The organism is Klebsiella pneumoniae (genome assembly GCF_000742135.1).
Classification (GTDB): Bacteria; Pseudomonadota; Gammaproteobacteria; order Enterobacterales; family Enterobacteriaceae; genus Klebsiella; species Klebsiella pneumoniae.
Genome location: NZ_KN046818.1, coordinates 1 through 15972, shown reverse-complemented (window position 1 = coordinate 15972; position 15972 = coordinate 1). Strand labels below are relative to the sequence as shown.

15 protein-coding genes and 1 rRNA gene are annotated in these 15972 nt (G+C 60.1%); 6 read left to right on the top strand and 10 right to left on the bottom strand.

The annotated features are described in order from the left end of the window. Position 1: 1 nt before the first annotated feature. The 4 genes from DR88_RS24735 to DR88_RS24750 all read right to left on the bottom strand — a co-directional run bounded on the left by DR88_RS24735 (position 2) and on the right by DR88_RS24750 (position 3368). Complete coding sequence (locus DR88_RS24735; protein WP_004146884.1) at positions 2-1261, bottom strand: NAD(P)/FAD-dependent oxidoreductase; 1260 nt, start codon at positions 1259-1261, stop codon at positions 2-4. Continuing rightward, positions 1258-1977: an SDR family NAD(P)-dependent oxidoreductase gene (locus DR88_RS24740; RefSeq protein WP_025862172.1), complete on the bottom strand. Its 720-nt coding sequence runs from the start codon at positions 1975-1977 to the stop codon at positions 1258-1260. Before DR88_RS24740 ends, DR88_RS24735 begins: the two co-directional genes overlap by 4 nt. Further along, positions 1974-2408, bottom strand: a complete 435-nt coding sequence (locus DR88_RS24745; protein ID WP_002887256.1) for a nuclear transport factor 2 family protein — start codon at positions 2406-2408, stop codon at positions 1974-1976. The genes DR88_RS24740 and DR88_RS24745 overlap by 4 nt, the downstream gene beginning before the upstream one ends. Positions 2409-2639: 231 nt before the next feature. Then, positions 2640-3368, bottom strand: coding sequence for a MerR family transcriptional regulator (locus DR88_RS24750; RefSeq protein ID WP_002887258.1), 729 nt, complete (start codon positions 3366-3368; stop codon positions 2640-2642). Positions 3369-3484: 116 nt separating this feature from the next. On the opposite strand from DR88_RS24750, the gene DR88_RS24755 reads away from it, so the two are divergent. Continuing rightward, positions 3485-4018: a lipocalin family protein gene (locus DR88_RS24755; protein ID WP_002887259.1), complete on the top strand. Its 534-nt coding sequence runs from the start codon at positions 3485-3487 to the stop codon at positions 4016-4018. 9 nt (positions 4019-4027) lie between these two features. On the opposite strand, the gene DR88_RS24760 is transcribed toward DR88_RS24755, so the two are convergent. From DR88_RS24760 to DR88_RS24780, 5 genes are all read right to left on the bottom strand, one after another. After that, positions 4028-4375 (bottom strand): DUF1294 domain-containing protein, encoded by a 348-nt coding sequence (locus DR88_RS24760; protein WP_025862173.1) that lies wholly within the window; start codon positions 4373-4375, stop codon positions 4028-4030. A gap of 72 nt (positions 4376-4447) precedes the next feature. Further along, entirely contained in the window at positions 4448-7597 is a 3150-nt protein-coding gene (locus DR88_RS24765; RefSeq protein WP_004146889.1) for a CusA/CzcA family heavy metal efflux RND transporter, read from the bottom strand. An 11-nt stretch (positions 7598-7608) separates the two neighbouring features. Further along, complete coding sequence (locus DR88_RS24770; protein WP_004146890.1) at positions 7609-8871, bottom strand: efflux RND transporter periplasmic adaptor subunit; 1263 nt, start codon at positions 8869-8871, stop codon at positions 7609-7611. 45 nt (positions 8872-8916) lie between these two features. Further along, complete coding sequence (gene cusF, locus DR88_RS24775; RefSeq protein WP_025862174.1) at positions 8917-9261, bottom strand: cation efflux system protein CusF; 345 nt, start codon at positions 9259-9261, stop codon at positions 8917-8919. Positions 9262-9278: 17 nt separating this feature from the next. Then, a complete protein-coding gene (locus DR88_RS24780) occupies positions 9279-10664 on the bottom strand; it encodes an efflux transporter outer membrane subunit (RefSeq protein ID WP_032443759.1) in 1386 nt (461 codons plus the stop codon). A gap of 172 nt (positions 10665-10836) precedes the next feature. Here DR88_RS24780 and cusR point away from each other — a divergent pair, with 172 nt between their 5' ends. From cusR to kacT, 4 genes are all read left to right on the top strand, one after another. Further along, a complete protein-coding gene (gene cusR / locus DR88_RS24785) occupies positions 10837-11520 on the top strand; it encodes a copper response regulator transcription factor CusR (RefSeq protein ID WP_002887273.1) in 684 nt (227 codons plus the stop codon). After that, a complete protein-coding gene (locus DR88_RS24790; protein ID WP_032443758.1) occupies positions 11510-12943 on the top strand; it encodes a Cu(+)/Ag(+) sensor histidine kinase in 1434 nt (477 codons plus the stop codon). Before cusR ends, DR88_RS24790 begins: the two co-directional genes overlap by 11 nt. 102 nt (positions 12944-13045) lie before the next feature. Then, positions 13046-13312, top strand: coding sequence for a type II toxin-antitoxin system antitoxin KacA (gene kacA / locus DR88_RS24795; protein WP_002887278.1), 267 nt, complete (start codon positions 13046-13048; stop codon positions 13310-13312). Between the two features lie 10 nt (positions 13313-13322). After that, positions 13323-13856: a type II toxin-antitoxin system toxin KacT gene (gene kacT, locus DR88_RS24800; RefSeq protein ID WP_004178461.1), complete on the top strand. Its 534-nt coding sequence runs from the start codon at positions 13323-13325 to the stop codon at positions 13854-13856. Positions 13857-13903: 47 nt separating this feature from the next. Here kacT and DR88_RS24805 read toward each other — a convergent pair whose 3' ends face one another. Then, positions 13904-15025, bottom strand: coding sequence for a ribosomal protein uL16 3-hydroxylase (locus tag DR88_RS24805; protein ID WP_025862175.1), 1122 nt, complete (start codon positions 15023-15025; stop codon positions 13904-13906). Positions 15026-15616: 591 nt separating this feature from the next. On the opposite strand from DR88_RS24805, the gene DR88_RS0124810 reads away from it, so the two are divergent. Continuing rightward, a 16S ribosomal RNA gene (locus tag DR88_RS0124810) occupies positions 15617-15972 on the top strand; the annotation flags it as partial.

Sequence of the window (15972 nt, the reverse complement as noted above, 5' to 3'; positions counted from 1 at the left end):
TTCAGTTGTCCTCCGCCGCGGCGATGCCCTGCACCACGTCGAGCGCACTGCGCACCCCGTCCTCATGAAAGCCGTTGTACCAGTAGGCCCCGCAGTACCAGCTCCGCTGCTGGCCGTTAATCTCTTCGCGCCGCAGCTGGGCCGACCAGCTTTGCGGGTTAAACAGCGGATGCTCATAGACGAAGCGCTGCCAGACATAGCGATCGTCCACTGGCGCGTCCGGGTTCAGAGTGACGCAGAACAGGGGGGCGCCCGCAGGCAGCCCCTGGAGAATATTCATGTTGTAGGTGACGCAGGCCCGGGCCAAATCCCCGTCGCTCAGGCGATAGTTCCAGCTGGCCCAGGCGCGCTGGCGCTCCGGCAGCCAGCGCGGATCGCTGTGCAGCACCACCTCGTTGCGCTGCCAGCCGATATCCCCCAGCACCTCACGCTCGGCGTCGGTGGGCGCCGCCAGCATCGCCAGCGCCTGCGCGGAGTGGCAGGCGAAGATCACCTGGTCAAAATGCGCCTCCCCGGACGCCAGCCGCAGGATAACTCCCGCCGGGTGGCGCTCCACCTGCTGCACCGGCGCGTTGAGCCGCAGGTCCAGGCGATCGCCGAGCCTGGCGAGCAGGGCGCGGACGTATTCCCGGGAACCGCCGGGCACCACGTACCATTGCGGACGATCGCGAATATCCAGCAGACCGTGGTTTTCAAAGAAGCGCAAAAACAGCGGCAGCGGGAAGCGGCGCATCTCCTGCAGCGACGACGACCAGATGGCCGCCCCCATCGGCAGAATATAGTGGCGGGCGAAGAAGGGGCTGAAGCGGTGGCGGGTGAGGAAGCTCTCCAGCGTCGCGCCTGGATCCAGCGCCTCGGTCAGCGCCAGTTTCGCCAGGCGGTTGAAGCGGACGATCTCGCTCAGCAGTCCCCAGAAGGCCGGCTTCAGCAGATTGCGCCGCTGGGCGAAGAGCGAGGTCAGGCTGTGGCCGTTGTACTCCAGGCCGCTGGCCGGGTTGTGGACCGAGAAGCTCATCTGCGTTTTTTGCCTGCCGATCCCCAGCTCGCTGAGCAGGCCCATAAAGCGCGGATAGGTGCGATCGTTGTAGACGATAAATCCGGTATCGATGGCCCAGGTGCCCTGCGGCGTGGCGACATCCACGGTGGCGGTGTGGCCGCCCGGCGTGGCGCCCGCTTCGAACAGCGTTACCTGATGGTGTCCGGCCAGTCGCCAGGCGCAGGTCAACCCGGCGATGCCGCTGCCGATGATGGCGATGTTCATGAGCGCACCATCCTGCGCAACAGTAGGCGCTGGATACCCGATGGCAGACTGGCCAGCAGCCGCAGGGCCAGGCTGAAACCGGTGGGGAAGGCGATGTGGTTTTTGCCCTTCGCCAGACCGTGGCGGATCGCCGCCACCGCCCGATCCACGCTCACCCGGCCGGGCATGGCGAAGTCGTTTTGGCGCGTCAGCGGGGTGTCGACGAAGCCCGGAGAGACCACCGTGACGGCCACCCCTTTCGGCTCCCAGTCCAGACGCAGGCTATTGGCAAACCAGCTCAGCGCCGCCTTGGAGGCGCCATAGGCTTCCGCGCGCGGGAAGGGCAGCCAGTGCGCCATGGAGCTGACCAGCACCACCCGATCGCCTGCCTCCAGCTGCGTCTGCAGCGCTGCCAGGCAGTTCACCGGCCCGAGGAAGTTGGTGGCCATCACCCGCTCCACGAGGGCGGCATCCACCTGTCCGTGGTCGAGGTATTCGCAGGTCCCGGCGCAGAGAATGATCAGGTCGGCAAAACAGCCCGTCAGCGCCTGGCGACAGGCGTCCCTGTCTGTCATATCGAACAGGCGTACGCTGATGTTGGGGCTGAACTGCTGGAGCGCTGCCAGGCGCGACGCATCGCGCCCGCAGGCGATGACCAGATGGCCATCCGCCGCGAAGGATTTCGCCAGGCCGGCGCCGATCCCGGAGCTGGCGCCGGTGATGAGCACCGTCATCATGAGCGCACCCTCCGCTTCACGCCGCGTACCGCCCAGCCCAGCAGGGGAAGATGCTCGTAGATCATCTCCCCGGCGTCGTAGTAGTCGCGCTGATGGAGAACCTGCTCCCCGGCGATGTCCACCACCGAGCAGCCCGGCAGGGCCAGAGTTTCTCCACCGGCAATGCGCGGATGCGACCAGTGCATGGTCCAGGTCACGGCGAACCGCTGGCCGTCGCAAAGCGGCGTGTCGATGGTGAACCGGCACTGCTCCACGTTGGCCAGCAGATGGGTAAAGTAGCGCTGAATGGCGAACAGCCCCTGATGCTGACCAAAAGGATCGCTCAGCGTCGCGTCCGGATGGTACAGCGTGGCCAGCGCCGCGGGCGGCTGTGCATCCAGCCCAGCGTAGTACTCAACGAAACGACGAATCACGGACGGCGAGGTGCTCATGGATCACATCCTGGCTAGATACGGTAGCGTAATGGCATACTTAAAACTTACACAAATAAAATTATTTGTCCAAGTTTGTAGAAAAATATATTTTATTTGTGTTAAAAATCATGTTGTTATGATTGGTGTTTTAAGGAGTGAAAATCGCGGGTGGTGCAAAGGGCAAGCGTGAGGCCGCCGCGCCACCGGGCGCTGGCGTCTCAGAGAGGGGATGTAGGTTAAAACAGGGGGTTAGAGCGGGATCACCTCGAGGGAGACGACCTGCTGCTGCCAGAGTTCGACCTGCCTCTGGCGGGCGGCGGAAAGTTTGCCGCTGGTAACCAGCAGCCAGTTGCGCTGGGGGAAAATCTCCGGCGCCAGGGCGGCGGGAGGCACCGGCAGGACGTCGATGCGATGGCCCTGGCCGGTACGTTTGAGCGCCTCAAGCCAAATTTCGCAGGCGTCGGTCAGGTGCCAGCCGGTGATCAGAAAGTTGTCCCCGGGCGCCTTCTTGTCGCCTTCGAGGCAAAACGAGGTATAGGCGATGATGATGCCGTCGAGAATTTCGCGCAGCGTCATGATGGCCGGCACGTTGGCGGAGACCTGGCTGCGCAGCGGACGCAGCACCTCGGTTACCAGCTCCTGGCGCGGATATTCGCGCCCGGCGTCGTAGATCAGCTGGCGCAGAGACTCGATTTTTCCCTCTTTCAGTCGCTGCAGCATGGTCTCCTGCAGCGTCAGCCAGTTATTGGTGCGCCGCGCGCCGGGGCGCGACAGCAGGGGTTTCACCTGGCTGACCGGCACCCCTTTTTTCACCCAGTCGAGGATCTTCAGCGCCTGCTGGACGTCGTCATCGCTGTACAGACGGTGTCCACCATCGGTGCGCAGCGGCTTAAGCAGGCCGTAGCGGCGCTGCCAGGCGCGAAGCGTGGTCGCATTTATCCCGCATAGTCGGGCAAATTCGCCGATGGAGTAAGGCATGGAGGCCACCTGTTAACAAAGAATATTCTCAATATACTACGAATCACGACGGCTGGCGTGAAGTGTAGTGGCTTTGCACTACACTTTCCCCAACCGCGTAAATGAAAGGAGTTCTCATGAAGCTATGGCCTGTTGTCACCGGCGTCGCTATCGCGTTAACCCTGGTGGCCTGCAAATCGCCCACGCCGCCGAAGGGCGTTCAGCCGATTAGCGGGTTTGACGCCAGCCGTTATCTCGGGAAATGGTATGAGGTCGCCCGCCTGGAGAATCGCTTCGAGCGAGGCCTGGAGCAGGTGACCGCCACCTACGGCGCCCGCAGCGACGGAGGGATCAGCGTCGTCAACCGCGGTTATGACCCGGTCAAAAAACGCTGGAATGAGAGCGACGGGAAAGCCTATTTCACCGGCGCCCCCACCACTGCGGCGCTGAAGGTGTCGTTCTTCGGGCCGTTCTACGGCGGCTATAACGTGATCCGCCTGGACGACGACTACCAGTACGCGCTGGTCAGCGGCCCCAACCGCGACTATCTGTGGATCCTGTCGCGAACCCCCACCATTCCGGCGGCGGTGAAGCAGGATTACCTGAATACCGCGCGCGAGCTGGGCTTTGACGTCGATCGCCTGGTGTGGATCCGCCAGACGCCGCGCTAGCCTCGCCGCTTAGCGGCTGAGCAGATGGGTATAAACCACGTACAGCCCGGCCAGCGCCGCCACGTTGAGCGCTACGCTGATGAAAAACCGCGTCCGGAAGGGCTGCTTTTGCGTTTTATGGCGAAAGCACTGCTGGCCGAGGATGGCCCCCGGCCAGCCTCCCGCCAGGCCCAGCACCAGCAGCGTGGTTTCCGGCACCCGGCGCCAGGTTTTGCGCGCCGCCAGCTTGTCGGCGCCATAGATAAGCCATGTCAGAAGGCTGCTCAGTAAAAACCACATCGCCAGCGGGTAGGGCAGCAGGGCGCTGCCCACGGCGGTGAGCAGCAGCAGGGAATAACATACCAGGTTCAGATTCATAGGGACGTTCACGCCGGCCAGAAGAATGGCGCCACTATAGCCAATTTCCCGGACCGGCGTAAACGCGGCGGGCTATTGGCTACGCTTGCCCCGATGCCGATACAGCCACATCAGCTTATACGCCGCCGGAATGATAAACAGCGACAGCAGCGGGGCGGTGATCATCCCGCCAATCATCGGCGCGGCGATACGGCTCATGACTTCCGAACCGGCGCCGGTGCCCCATAAAATCGGCAGCAGGCCGGCGATAATCACCGCCACGGTCATCGCCTTCGGCCGAACGCGCAGCACCGCCCCCTGGTACAGCGCCTCGTCGAGCTTATCGACGCTGAAAGTTTGCGGATTCTCCAGCGATGGCTCCGCCTCGATGGCGTGGCGCAGGTACATCAGCATCACCACGCCAAATTCTGCCGCCACCCCGGCGAGGGCGATAAAGCCGGTACCGGTGGCCACCGACAGATGGAACCCCATCCAGTAGAGGAACCAGATCCCGCCCACAAGGGCGAACGGCACGCTGGTGATAATCAGCAGCGCTTCGCCGACGCGGCGGAACGCTAGATACAGCAGCACGAAGATAATCATCAGCGTCATCGGCACCATCAGCTTCAGCTTCTGATTGGCGCGCTCCAGCAGCTCAAACTGCCCGGAGTAGGACACACTGATGCCCGGCTTCAGCTTCACCTCCTTGCCGATGGCCTGCTGCAGATCGTGCACTACCGACACCATGTCGCGGTCGCGGGCGTCGATGTAGATCCAACTGGTCGGGCGGGCGTTCTCGGTCTTCAGCATCGATGGCCCGGTAACGACCTTGACCTCAGCGACCTCGCCAAGAACGATCTGCTGCTTCAGCGGGGTGAGGATCGGCAGCTGGCGCAGGGTCTCCGGGCTGTCGCGATAGCTCTGCGGGTAGCGGATGTTGATCGGATAGCGCTCGACGCCCTCTACCGTTTCGCCAACCATCGCCCCGCCGATGGCGGACGATACAAACAGCTGCACATCGCCGACGGTCATCCCGTAGCGGGCCGCCTTCTCACGATGAATATCAATGTTGAGGTAGCGCCCGCCGACCAGCCGCTCGGCTAATGCCGACGTGACGCCCGGCACGCTGCGCGCCACCACTTCAATTTGCCCGGCGATGGCGTCGATATCGGCCAGGTTGGTGCCGGAAACTTTAATGCCGATCGGGCTCTTGATGCCGGTGGAGAGCATGTCGATGCGGTTGCGGATCGGCGGCACCCACAGGTTCGCCAGTCCCGGCAGGCGCACGGTTTTATCCAGCTCCTCGACGATCTTCTCCATGGTCATCCCCGGTCGCCATTGATCCTGCGGCTTGAGCTGAATGGTGGTCTCCACCATCTCCAGCGGCGCCGAGTCGGTGGCGGTTTCGGCCTTGCCGGTTTTGCCGAACACCCTTGCCACTTCCGGCACCGTCATGATCAGCTTATCGGTTTTCTGCAGCATATCCGCCGCCTGCGCAGCGGAGATCCCCGGCAGCGTGGACGGCATATACAGCAGGTCGCCCTCGTTGATCTGCGGCAGAAACTCGCCGCCGACCCGGTTAAGCGGCCAGGCAACCGTCAGGATCGACAGGAGCGCAATCAGCAGGGTAGTCTTCGGCCAGTGCAGGACCTTCAGCAGCAGCGGGTGATAAATGCGGATCAAAAAGCGATTCAGCGGATTGCTGCTCTCCGCCGGGATCCTGCCGCGGATCCAGAAGCCCATCAGGATCGGGATCGCCACGATCGCCAGCAGCGCCGCCCCGGCCATCGACCAGGTTTTGGTGAAGGCCAGCGGACCGAACAGTTTGCCCTCCTGGCCTTCGAGGGTGAAAATCGGGATAAACGATAGGGTGATGATCAGCAGGCTGATAAACAGCGCCGGGCCGACCTCCACCGAGGCCTCGGTAATGATTTTCCAGCGTGTGTCGTTGCTGAGCTTCTCTCCCGGGTGCTGATGTTCCCACTCCTCCAGCCGCTTATGGGCGTTCTCAATCATCACGATGGCGGCATCGACCATCGCTCCCACCGCAATGGCGATCCCGCCCAGCGACATGATGTTGGCGTTGAGCCCCTGGAAATGCATCATGATAAAGGCGAAGCACAGGCCGAGCGGCAGCGAGATAATCGCTACCAGCGCCGAGCGCACGTGCCACAGGAACAGGGCGCAGACCAGGGCGACGACGATAAACTCTTCCAGCAGCTTGTAGCTGAGGTTGTCGATGGCGCGGTCGATAAGCTGGCTGCGGTCGTAGGTGGTGACCACTTCCACCCCTTCCGGCAGGCTGCTTTGCAGCGACGCCAGCTTCTCTTTGACCGCCGAGATCACCTCGCGGGCGTTCTTGCCGGAGCGCAGGATCACCACGCCGCCGGCCACTTCGCCTTCGCCGTTAAGCTCGGCGATTCCGCGGCGCATCTCCGGGCCGATCTGTACCCGCGCGACGTCGCCGAGATAAACCGGCACGCCGTTATCCCCGGTTTTCAGCACGATATTTTTGAAGTCGTCGAGCGTCTGCAGGTAGCCGCTGGCGCGCACCATATATTCGGCTTCCGCCAGTTCGACGGAAGAGCCGCCCGCCTCCTGGTTAGAGGCGTCCAGCGCCGATTTCACTTCGCCGAGACTGATGCCGTACTGGGTCAGCTTCATCGGGTCGACGACAATCTGATACTCCTTGACCACGCCGCCCACCGACGCCACTTCCGAGACGTTAGGGATGGTTTTCAGCTCATATTTTAAGAACCAGTCCTGTAGGGAGCGCAGTTCGGCGAGGTCGTGCTTGCCGCTGCGGTCGACCAGCGCGTACTCGAAGACCCAGCCGACGCCGGTGGCGTCCGGGCCCATTTCGGCGCTGACCCCGGCGGGAAGTTTGCCCTGTACCTGGTTGAGATACTCCAGCACCCGCGAGCGCGCCCAGTAAGGATCGGTGCCGTCTTCAAAAATCACGTATACGTAGGAGTCGCCAAACTGCGAGAAGCCGCGCACCGTTTTGGCGCCGGGGACTGACAGCATGGTGGTGGTCAGCGGCCAGGTGACCTGGTTTTCGACGATCTGCGGCGCCTGCCCCGGATAGCGGGTTTTGACGATCACCTGTACATCAGAGAGATCCGGCAGGGCGTCTACCGGGGTGTGGATGATGGTCCAGGTTCCCCAGATGCTGAGAAACAGCGCCGCCATCATCACCAGGAAGCGGTTGGCCACCGAGCGGCGGATAATCCATTCAATCATGGTTCCGTTCCTTAGTGCGCGTGGGCGGCAGAGGCCGCGGCATCAGGGGCCTGCGCGCGCATGCGCTCCAGCGCGCCGGCGATATTGGCCTCCGAGTCGATCAGGAACAGGCCGCTGGCGACGACTTTCTCACCCTCCTGCAGCCCGCTGCGAATGGCCGTGACGCCGGCGGATTCATGGAATACCTGCACGATTTTCGGCACGAAGCGGCCCTCGTTATCGACGGTGATCACTCGCTGCTCGCCGCCGCTGTCGATCAGCGCTTTGGAGGGGATCAGCAGCATCGGGGCGCTTTCGCTGGTCAGCTGCAGATAGGCGTTCATCCCCGGCTTCAGCGCTTCATCCGGGTTGTTGACCTGCAGGCGCAGCTGCAGGGTGCGGGTGGCGCTATCGACGCTGGGGAGAAGGGTCCATTTGCTGATGCGGAAGGTTTTGCCCGGCCAGGCGGGAACCTGAATGCTGAACTGCGAGGCGTCTTTGATCAGCCAGGCGATGGATTCCGGGACCGCCACGCTGACCCACACCGGGTCCATGCCCTGAATTTTCGCCACCACGTTATCTTTGGCGATGTTCATTCCGGCGCGCAGATCGAAGGCGGTGATCACCCCGTCGATGGGCGCCTTGAGGGTGAAGCGGGTCTGGATCTTGCGCATGGCTTTCAGGCGGCGGATATCGTCGTCCGGCATTCCGGCGAGACGTAGACGCTCGAGGATCCCCTCGACCTGGGTGGCGGTGCCCCCGGACTCCTGCAATAGCAGATATTCGCTCTGCGCTTCCACCCAGTCGGGGATGGTCAGCTCGAGCAGCGGCGTGCCTTGTTTCACTTTGTCGCCGACGGTCAGCGGATAGACTTTATTGATAAAGCCCGCCGCCCGCGCCTGCATAATCACATACTGGTACTCGTTATAGCTGATATTGGCCGGGAAGGTCTGAGCGTAGCGCAGCGGCCCGCGGGTGACGGCGACGGTTTTCACCCCAAGATTCTGGGTCTGCGTCGGGTCGATACGCACCCCCGGCGCACCGGCGGCGGCATGCTCCTCATCGGCGTATTTCGGCACCAGATCCATATCCATAAACGGCGATTTACCCGGTTTATCAAAGCGGGTGTTCGGGTACATCGGGTCGTACCAGAACAGCACTTTACGCTGCTGCTCGGCCGCCGGAGCGGCAGAGTGGGTCGGCGTCAGTCGGATATACAGCGCCGCGGTAAGCGCGCCGCCAATCAGCATGCTGCCGAGGATCAGCGCCGTATTTTTCAGTGTCAGGGATGCCATGTGTCGTCCATTCAGTTGTTGAGGGGGCCTACCGTCGCCGGGCTGTTATTGGGCGCGGATATCCTGTAACAGCGACAGATTGCCCTGCTGAACGAAGGTGAAGTCCACGCTGTCGCCATCCTTCACATTGTTGAGCTGCGTCTGCGGGGTGATGGTGAAGCGCATGGTCATCGGCGGCCAGTTCACCGCCGGGATGGCCTCGTGGGCGATAGTGATTTTTTTACTATCCATATCAATGGCTTTAATGACGCCTTTACCAGTGATGCTTTGCGCCTGCGCGGCGGCGGGCTGCTCGTGCATCGCCATGCCGGCGTGCGGGTCGGCGGCCTGGGCGGTGAACACCGCGCCAGAGAGCAGGGTGAACAGGGTTATTTTAGATAGTGAATTCATCATCAAGACTCCTTGGGTTATTCCATCCAGCCGCCGCCGAGAGCGGTGAACAGGGTGATTTCATTTGCCTGACGGGAATAGTTGAGTTCCAGCAGGGTTTGTCGGGTGGTGAAAATATCGCGCTGGGCGCTCAGGACTTCGATATAGCTGACCGCGCCGTGGCGATAGAGCGCAGTGGCGCGCTGCAGGGTGATATTCAGCGAGGCGAGATAGCGCTCCTGCGCGGCAATTTGATCGGCCAGGCTCTGGCGCAGGGCCAGCGCGTCGGCCACCTCTTTAAAGGCGGACTGGATTTTTTGTTCATAGTTGACCACCTGCTGCTGCTGGCGGATCTCCGCCAGATCGAGGCTGGCCTGATTACGCCCGGCGTTGAAAATCGGCAGTTCGATTTTGGGAATGAAGTTCCACATCGCGCCGCTGGCGTTAAACAGGCTGGAGAGTTCGCTGCTGCTGCCGGAGAGCGAGCTGGTCAGGGTGATCGACGGGAAGAAGGCCGCCCGCGCGGCGCCGATGTTGGCGTTGGCCGCTTGCAGGCTGTGTTCGGCTTCCAGAATATCTGGCCGCTGCAGCAGGATCGCTGAGGAGAGCGATGGCGGCAGGGTTACGCCTTGCAGGTCTACCGCGCTGCTGGCGCTATCGTCCGGCAGGCGCTGATAGCTGCCGAGCAGCAGTTGCAGGGCGTTATTGGCCTGCGCCAGCTGGCCCTGACGTTTGGCGATATCGGCGCGGGTGCTTTCGATCATGCCGCGCGCCTGCTCCAGCGCCAGCACGGTGGTGCTCCCGGTCAGCAGCTGTTTTTCAACGAAGGCGTAAGACTGCTGATAGTTCTGTAAGGTATCGTTGGCCACCTGCAGCTGCGCTGCCGCCAGCCGCTGGTTGAAGTAGCTTTGTGAAACGTTAGCAATCAACAGGATATGCACTGCGCGCCGCGCCTCTTCGCTGGCGAAGAAGTTCTGTCGGTCGGCCTCGCTAAGGTTTTTCAGCCGGCCAAAGAAATCGAGGTCGTAGCTGAGGTTTAAGCCGGCGGTATAATCGCTGCTGGTGGTGGTGTCGCCTTTGAGCTTGCCGCCATAGGTGGTGCTGCCGTCACCGTTCAATTGCGGGTAGCGGTCGGCGTCGGTAACCCGGTACTGGGCGCGGGCTTCCTGCACTTTCAGCGTCGCCATCCGCAGATCGCGGTTGTTGGCCAGCGCGGTGCTAATCAGGCTTTTCACCTGCGGGTCGACGAAAAAGGTGCGCCAGCCGGTCTCCTGGTAGCCCGCTGTTGCAGTAACCAGCTTGTTCTGGCTGAGAGAGAACTGCTGCGGTACCGGCGCTGCGGGGCGCTGGTAGTCCGGAGCGAGCGACAGACAGCCGGTTAAGGCAAATATCACGCTGAGGGTAAGTAGCTGTATTGAACGCATGGCGGCAGACGGTTTCGACGATTTATCCATGGCGGCTACTTTACGTAGCGGGCTCTGTTCAGGGCGTGACGGGAAAATGACAAAGCTGTCATTTTCCTGATATTTCATTGCTATCCGGAGGCGCTCCTCTAAAATTGAATACCCGCACAAAGCGCGCGTGAAGGAGCCTGCCGTGAAGATTTTGATTGTCGAAGATGAGAAGAAAACCGGAGAGTACCTGACCAAAGGGCTCACCGAGGCCGGCTTCGTCGTCGACCTGGCCGATAACGGCCTCAACGGCTATCACCTGGCGATGACCAGCGATTACGATCTGCTGATCCTCGACATCATGCTGCCGGATGTGAACGGTTGGGATATCGTGCGCATGCTGCGCGCCGCCGGGAAAGGCATGCCGATCCTGCTGCTTACCGCGTTGGGCACCATTGAGCATCGGGTGAAGGGGCTGGAGCTGGGCGCTGACGACTATCTGGTAAAACCGTTCGCCTTTGCGGAGCTGCTGGCGCGGGTGCGTACTCTGCTGCGCCGCGGGGCGGCGGTCATCGTCGAAAGCCAGTTTCAGGCGGCCGATCTCAGCGTCGATTTGGTCAGCCGCAAGGTGACGCGCGGCGCCACCCGCATCACCCTGACCAGTAAGGAATTCACGCTGCTGGAGTTCTTCCTGCGTCATCAGGGCGAGGTGCTGCCGCGTTCGTTAATTGCCTCGCAGGTGTGGGATATGAACTTCGACAGCGACACTAACGCCATCGACGTGGCGGTGAAGCGGCTGCGCGCCAAAATTGATAACGACTTCGAGCCGAAGCTCATCCAGACCGTGCGCGGCGTCGGCTATATGCTTGAGGTGCCGGATGGCCGCTAAGCGCCCCTTTTCCCTGGCCACCCGGCTGACCTTCTTTATTAGCCTCGCCACCGTCATTGCCTTCTTCGCCTTCACCTGGATCATGATCCATTCGGTGAAGGCCCACTTTGAAGAGCGCGACGTTCACGATCTCAGACAGCTCAGCACCACCCTGGAGACGGTCCTCGACCACGCTGACTACCCGCAGGCGCGGCGTCTGGAGATCGTGAAGAATATCATTGCGGGCTACGCCAACGTCTTCATCTGCCTGGACGATGGCCAGGGCAATATTCTCTTCCAGTCGCCCAACGGGCCGGATCTCAGCCATATGCTGAGTACGCCGGGGCTGGCGATGCAGCTCCGCGACGGGAATGTGATTTCATGGACCGACCCGCAGCCGCGGGCAATGGCGCACGATAATCATCCACTGGAGACCCGCGCCTGGCGGCTGATCATGCTGCCGCTGGGCAAGCAGGCGGACGGTAAACCGGCGTACCACCTGCTGATGGCCTTATCCATCGATTTTCACCTGCACTATATTAATGAGCTGAAAGCGAAGCTGATCTCCGCGGCGTCGATAATCAGCCTGCTGATCATCGCCATCGTGCTGTTTGTGGTCTACCAGGGGCATAAGCCGATCCGCCAGATCAGCCGCCAGATCCAGAATATTACCTCGCGGGATCTCGATGTGCGCCTTGACCCGCAGGCGGTGCCTGTCGAGCTGGAGCGGCTGGCGCTGTCGTTTAACCATATGCTGGAGCGCATAGAGGATGTCTTTACCCGCCAGTCCAACTTCTCCGCCGATATCGCCCATGAAATCCGCACGCCGATTACCAACCTGGTGACGCAAACCGAAATCGCCTTAAGCCAGAGCCGCAGCCCGCAGGAGCTGGAAGAGGTGTTGTATTCCAATCTCGAAGAGTTCTCGCGGATGTCGCGGATGGTTAGCGATATGCTGTTCCTTGCCCAGGCCGATAACAACCAGCTGATCCCCGAACAGCGGGCGCTGGATTTGGCCGATGAAGTGCATAAGGTGTTTGAGTTCTTTGAGGCGTGGGCGGAAGAGAAAGCGGTGGCGCTGCGTTTTGTCGGTAGCCCCTGCCGGGTGACGGGCGATCCGCTGATGCTGCGGCGGGCAATCAGCAACCTGCTGTCGAACGCGATTCGCTATACGCCGGCCGGGCAGGCGGTGACCATCCAGTTGAGCGAAAGCGCGGAGACGGTACGCCTGGTGGTGGAGAACCCCGGTATGCCGATTGCCGCCGAGCATCTGCCGCGCCTGTTTGACCGATTCTATCGCGTCGACCCCTCGCGCCAGCGCAAAGGGGGGGGCAGCGGCATCGGCCTGGCGATTGTGAAATCGATTGTCGGAGCCCACCACGGCAGCGTGGCGGCGCAGTCCGATCTGCGCTCGACGCGGTTTATTGTGATGTTGCCGAAATAGGCGCAATCCGCGAGTGATAGTTGAGTATGTGGCTTTCTGTCGCTATATTAAATGTACGGAAAATAACCGTACATGAAGTTTGCACCAGGCCGGAGATAACGTATGCCCGCACTTAAAAAGCAGCGTATAGATTTGAGATTAACCGATGATGATAAGAGCATCATCGAGGAAGCTGCGGCAATTTCGAATCAGACGATTACCCAGTTTGTGGTTGCCAGTGCCTCAGAACGTGCTGCGGAAGTGATTGAGCAGCACCGCAGAATGGTCCTCAATGAGCAATCATGGAGCCTGGTGATGGAGGCGATTACCCAACCGCCAGCCCCGAATGATCGACTGAAACGTGCAGCGAAGCGTCTACAAACCAGGTAAGGTAGAGCTAATGGAGCAGCAACTGACGATTGAGATGATTGCCGATGCGTTCAGCTACGATATCACTGGATTTGATTGCGGCGAGGAAGCGCTGAATACGTTTTTAAAAGAGCACCTCAAGCGGCAGCACGATGGACAAATCTTAAGGGGTTATGCGCTGGTCTCCGGGGATACCGTTCCCAGGTTGCTGGGTTATTACACCTTATCGGGGAGTTGTTTCGAGCGAGGCATGTTGCCGTCTAAAACTCAGCAAAAGAAAATCCCGTATCAAAATGCGCCAAGCGTAACCCTCGGGCGGCTGGCCATTGATAAATCTGTTCAGGGGCAGGGCTGGGGAGAGATGTTGGTTGCCCATGCGATGCGAGTGGTGTGGGGAGCGTCTAAAGCCGTTGGCATCTACGGATTATTTGTTGAAGCCCTTAATGAGAAGGCTAAAGCATTCTATCTTCGTCTGGGGTTTATACAGCTCGTGGATGAAAATAGTAACTTACTGTTTTATCCGACCAAATCGATTGAACAGCTCTTTACTGACGATGAGTCATAAAAGAAACCGGGCAGCGCCAGGCGGCTGCCCGCAGTATCGCGACTCTCTTACTCTTCGAAGTACCAGTAGCCCTGATTAATCAGCCGCGTCAGTTCGCTCACGAACGCCGGATTCTGCAGGCCGCTGCCGAGCTCTTCCTGGCCTAATGAGGTATAGCGACACAGCGCATCCAGCGCTTCGGCATCGGTGGTGTCGAGTTGTTCGCTATGCACGAAGAAGCTGTCGCCGATATGCAGAACGCGCAGGCCGCTCAGGCGGGAAAGCTTTTCACCACCCAGCAGCGCATCGACCACTTCCTCTTCTTCATACGGTGGTTCCGCCGGCGCAATATCCAGCTCGTGACGCGGGGTGGTGACGAAACTGCCGAACCACTGCTTGAAGTCTTCCGGCTGGCGAATCATATCGATCATCATGGTGCGCAGGCGTTCGAGTTCATACTCTTCAACCCGGCCCGGATGCTCGCGGCAGGTGAGGTCCGGATCGCTGTAGTGCTCGCCGCCGAGATCGTTCTCCAGCACATAGTCGGCGAAGCTGCTGATCAGGTCGCGGCCGTTTGGCCCGCGGAAGCCGACGGAGTAGTTCAGGGCGGTTTCGTGGGTTATGCCGTCGTGCGGGAATCCCGGTGGAATATAGAGGATGTCGCCCGGCTGCAGATCTTCATCAATGATCGGTGGGAACGGATCGACGTGCAGCAGTGCCGGATGCGGACAGAACTGACGCATCGGCAGCTTGTCACCCACGCGCCAGCGGCGGCTGCCCATGCCCTGAATAATAAAGACGTCATACTGATCGATATGCGGGCCGACACCGCCGCCGGGGACGGAGAAGGAGATCATCAGGTCGTCCAGGCGCCAGTCCGGCAGTACGCGGAATGGACGCACCAGCTCGGCGGCAGGCATATGCCAGTGGTTTACCGCCTGGGCCAGCAGGGACCAACCGGTTTCGCCCAGCCCGCCGAAATGTTCAAAAGGACCATTGCTGGCCTGCCATTTGCCGTTTTTCAGGCTGACCAGCCGGCTGTCGACTTCCGGCTCCATGGCTAATCCGGCCAGCTCGTCCGGAGTAATCGGGTCGACGAAGTCCGGAAACGCGTTTTTTAATACCACCGGCTGTTTCTGCCAGTATTTTTCTAAAAACTCGGGCCAGTTAATGTTGAGTTGATAAGCCATCGATTATTACCAGTAAGAAGAAACGGGCCTGATTATAGAAATGAGGGCCGGGCGGGCGCATTGTCGTGGGTCAAGAGTGGTGCTTAATTCACCATCGGCGCGATAATGGCGTTGGGTAAGAGAGAAAAATCACATTTTCGCCAAAAACCGATCTTAGCGTAAATTGCGCTGCAGGCCGCATGAACACTGGGATTGCGCCTTTAATGGTAAGAAGATGAATTAGCGAAAAGTTCAAATAATGAGCGGTCGATAAGATTTTTCTATTTTAACGCTTGCTACTTCCGGCGAACTCCCTATAATGCGCTCCCACTGACACGGCAGATGTGAATCACTTCACACAAACAGCCAGTTCGGTTGCAGAGAAAAATCCTGAAAAACGGGTTGACTCTGAAAGAGGAAAGCGTAATATACGCCACCTCGCGACAGAGCGCTAAAGCGCGTCGCAACTGCTCTTTAACAATTTATCAGACAATCTGTGTGGGCACTCAAAGTGACATGGATTCTTAACGTCCTCGGACGAAAAATGAATACCAAGTCTCAAGAGTGAACACGTAATTCATTACGAAGTTTAATTCTTTGAGCATCAAACTTAAATTGAAGAGTTTGATCATGGCTCAGATTGAACGCTGGCGGCAGGCCTAACACATGCAAGTCGAGCGGTAGCACAGAGAGCTTGCTCTCGGGTGACGAGCGGCGGACGGGTGAGTAATGTCTGGGAAACTGCCTGATGAGGGGGATAACTACTGGAAACGGTAGCTAATACCGCATAATGTCGCAAGACCAAAGTGGGGGACCTTCGGGCCTCATGCCATCAGATGTGCCCAGATGGGATTAGCTAGTAGGTGGGGTAACGGCTCACCTAGGCGACGATCCCTAGCTGGTCTGAGAGGATGACCAGCCACACTGGAACTGAGACACGGTCCAGACTCCTACGGGAGGCAGCAGTG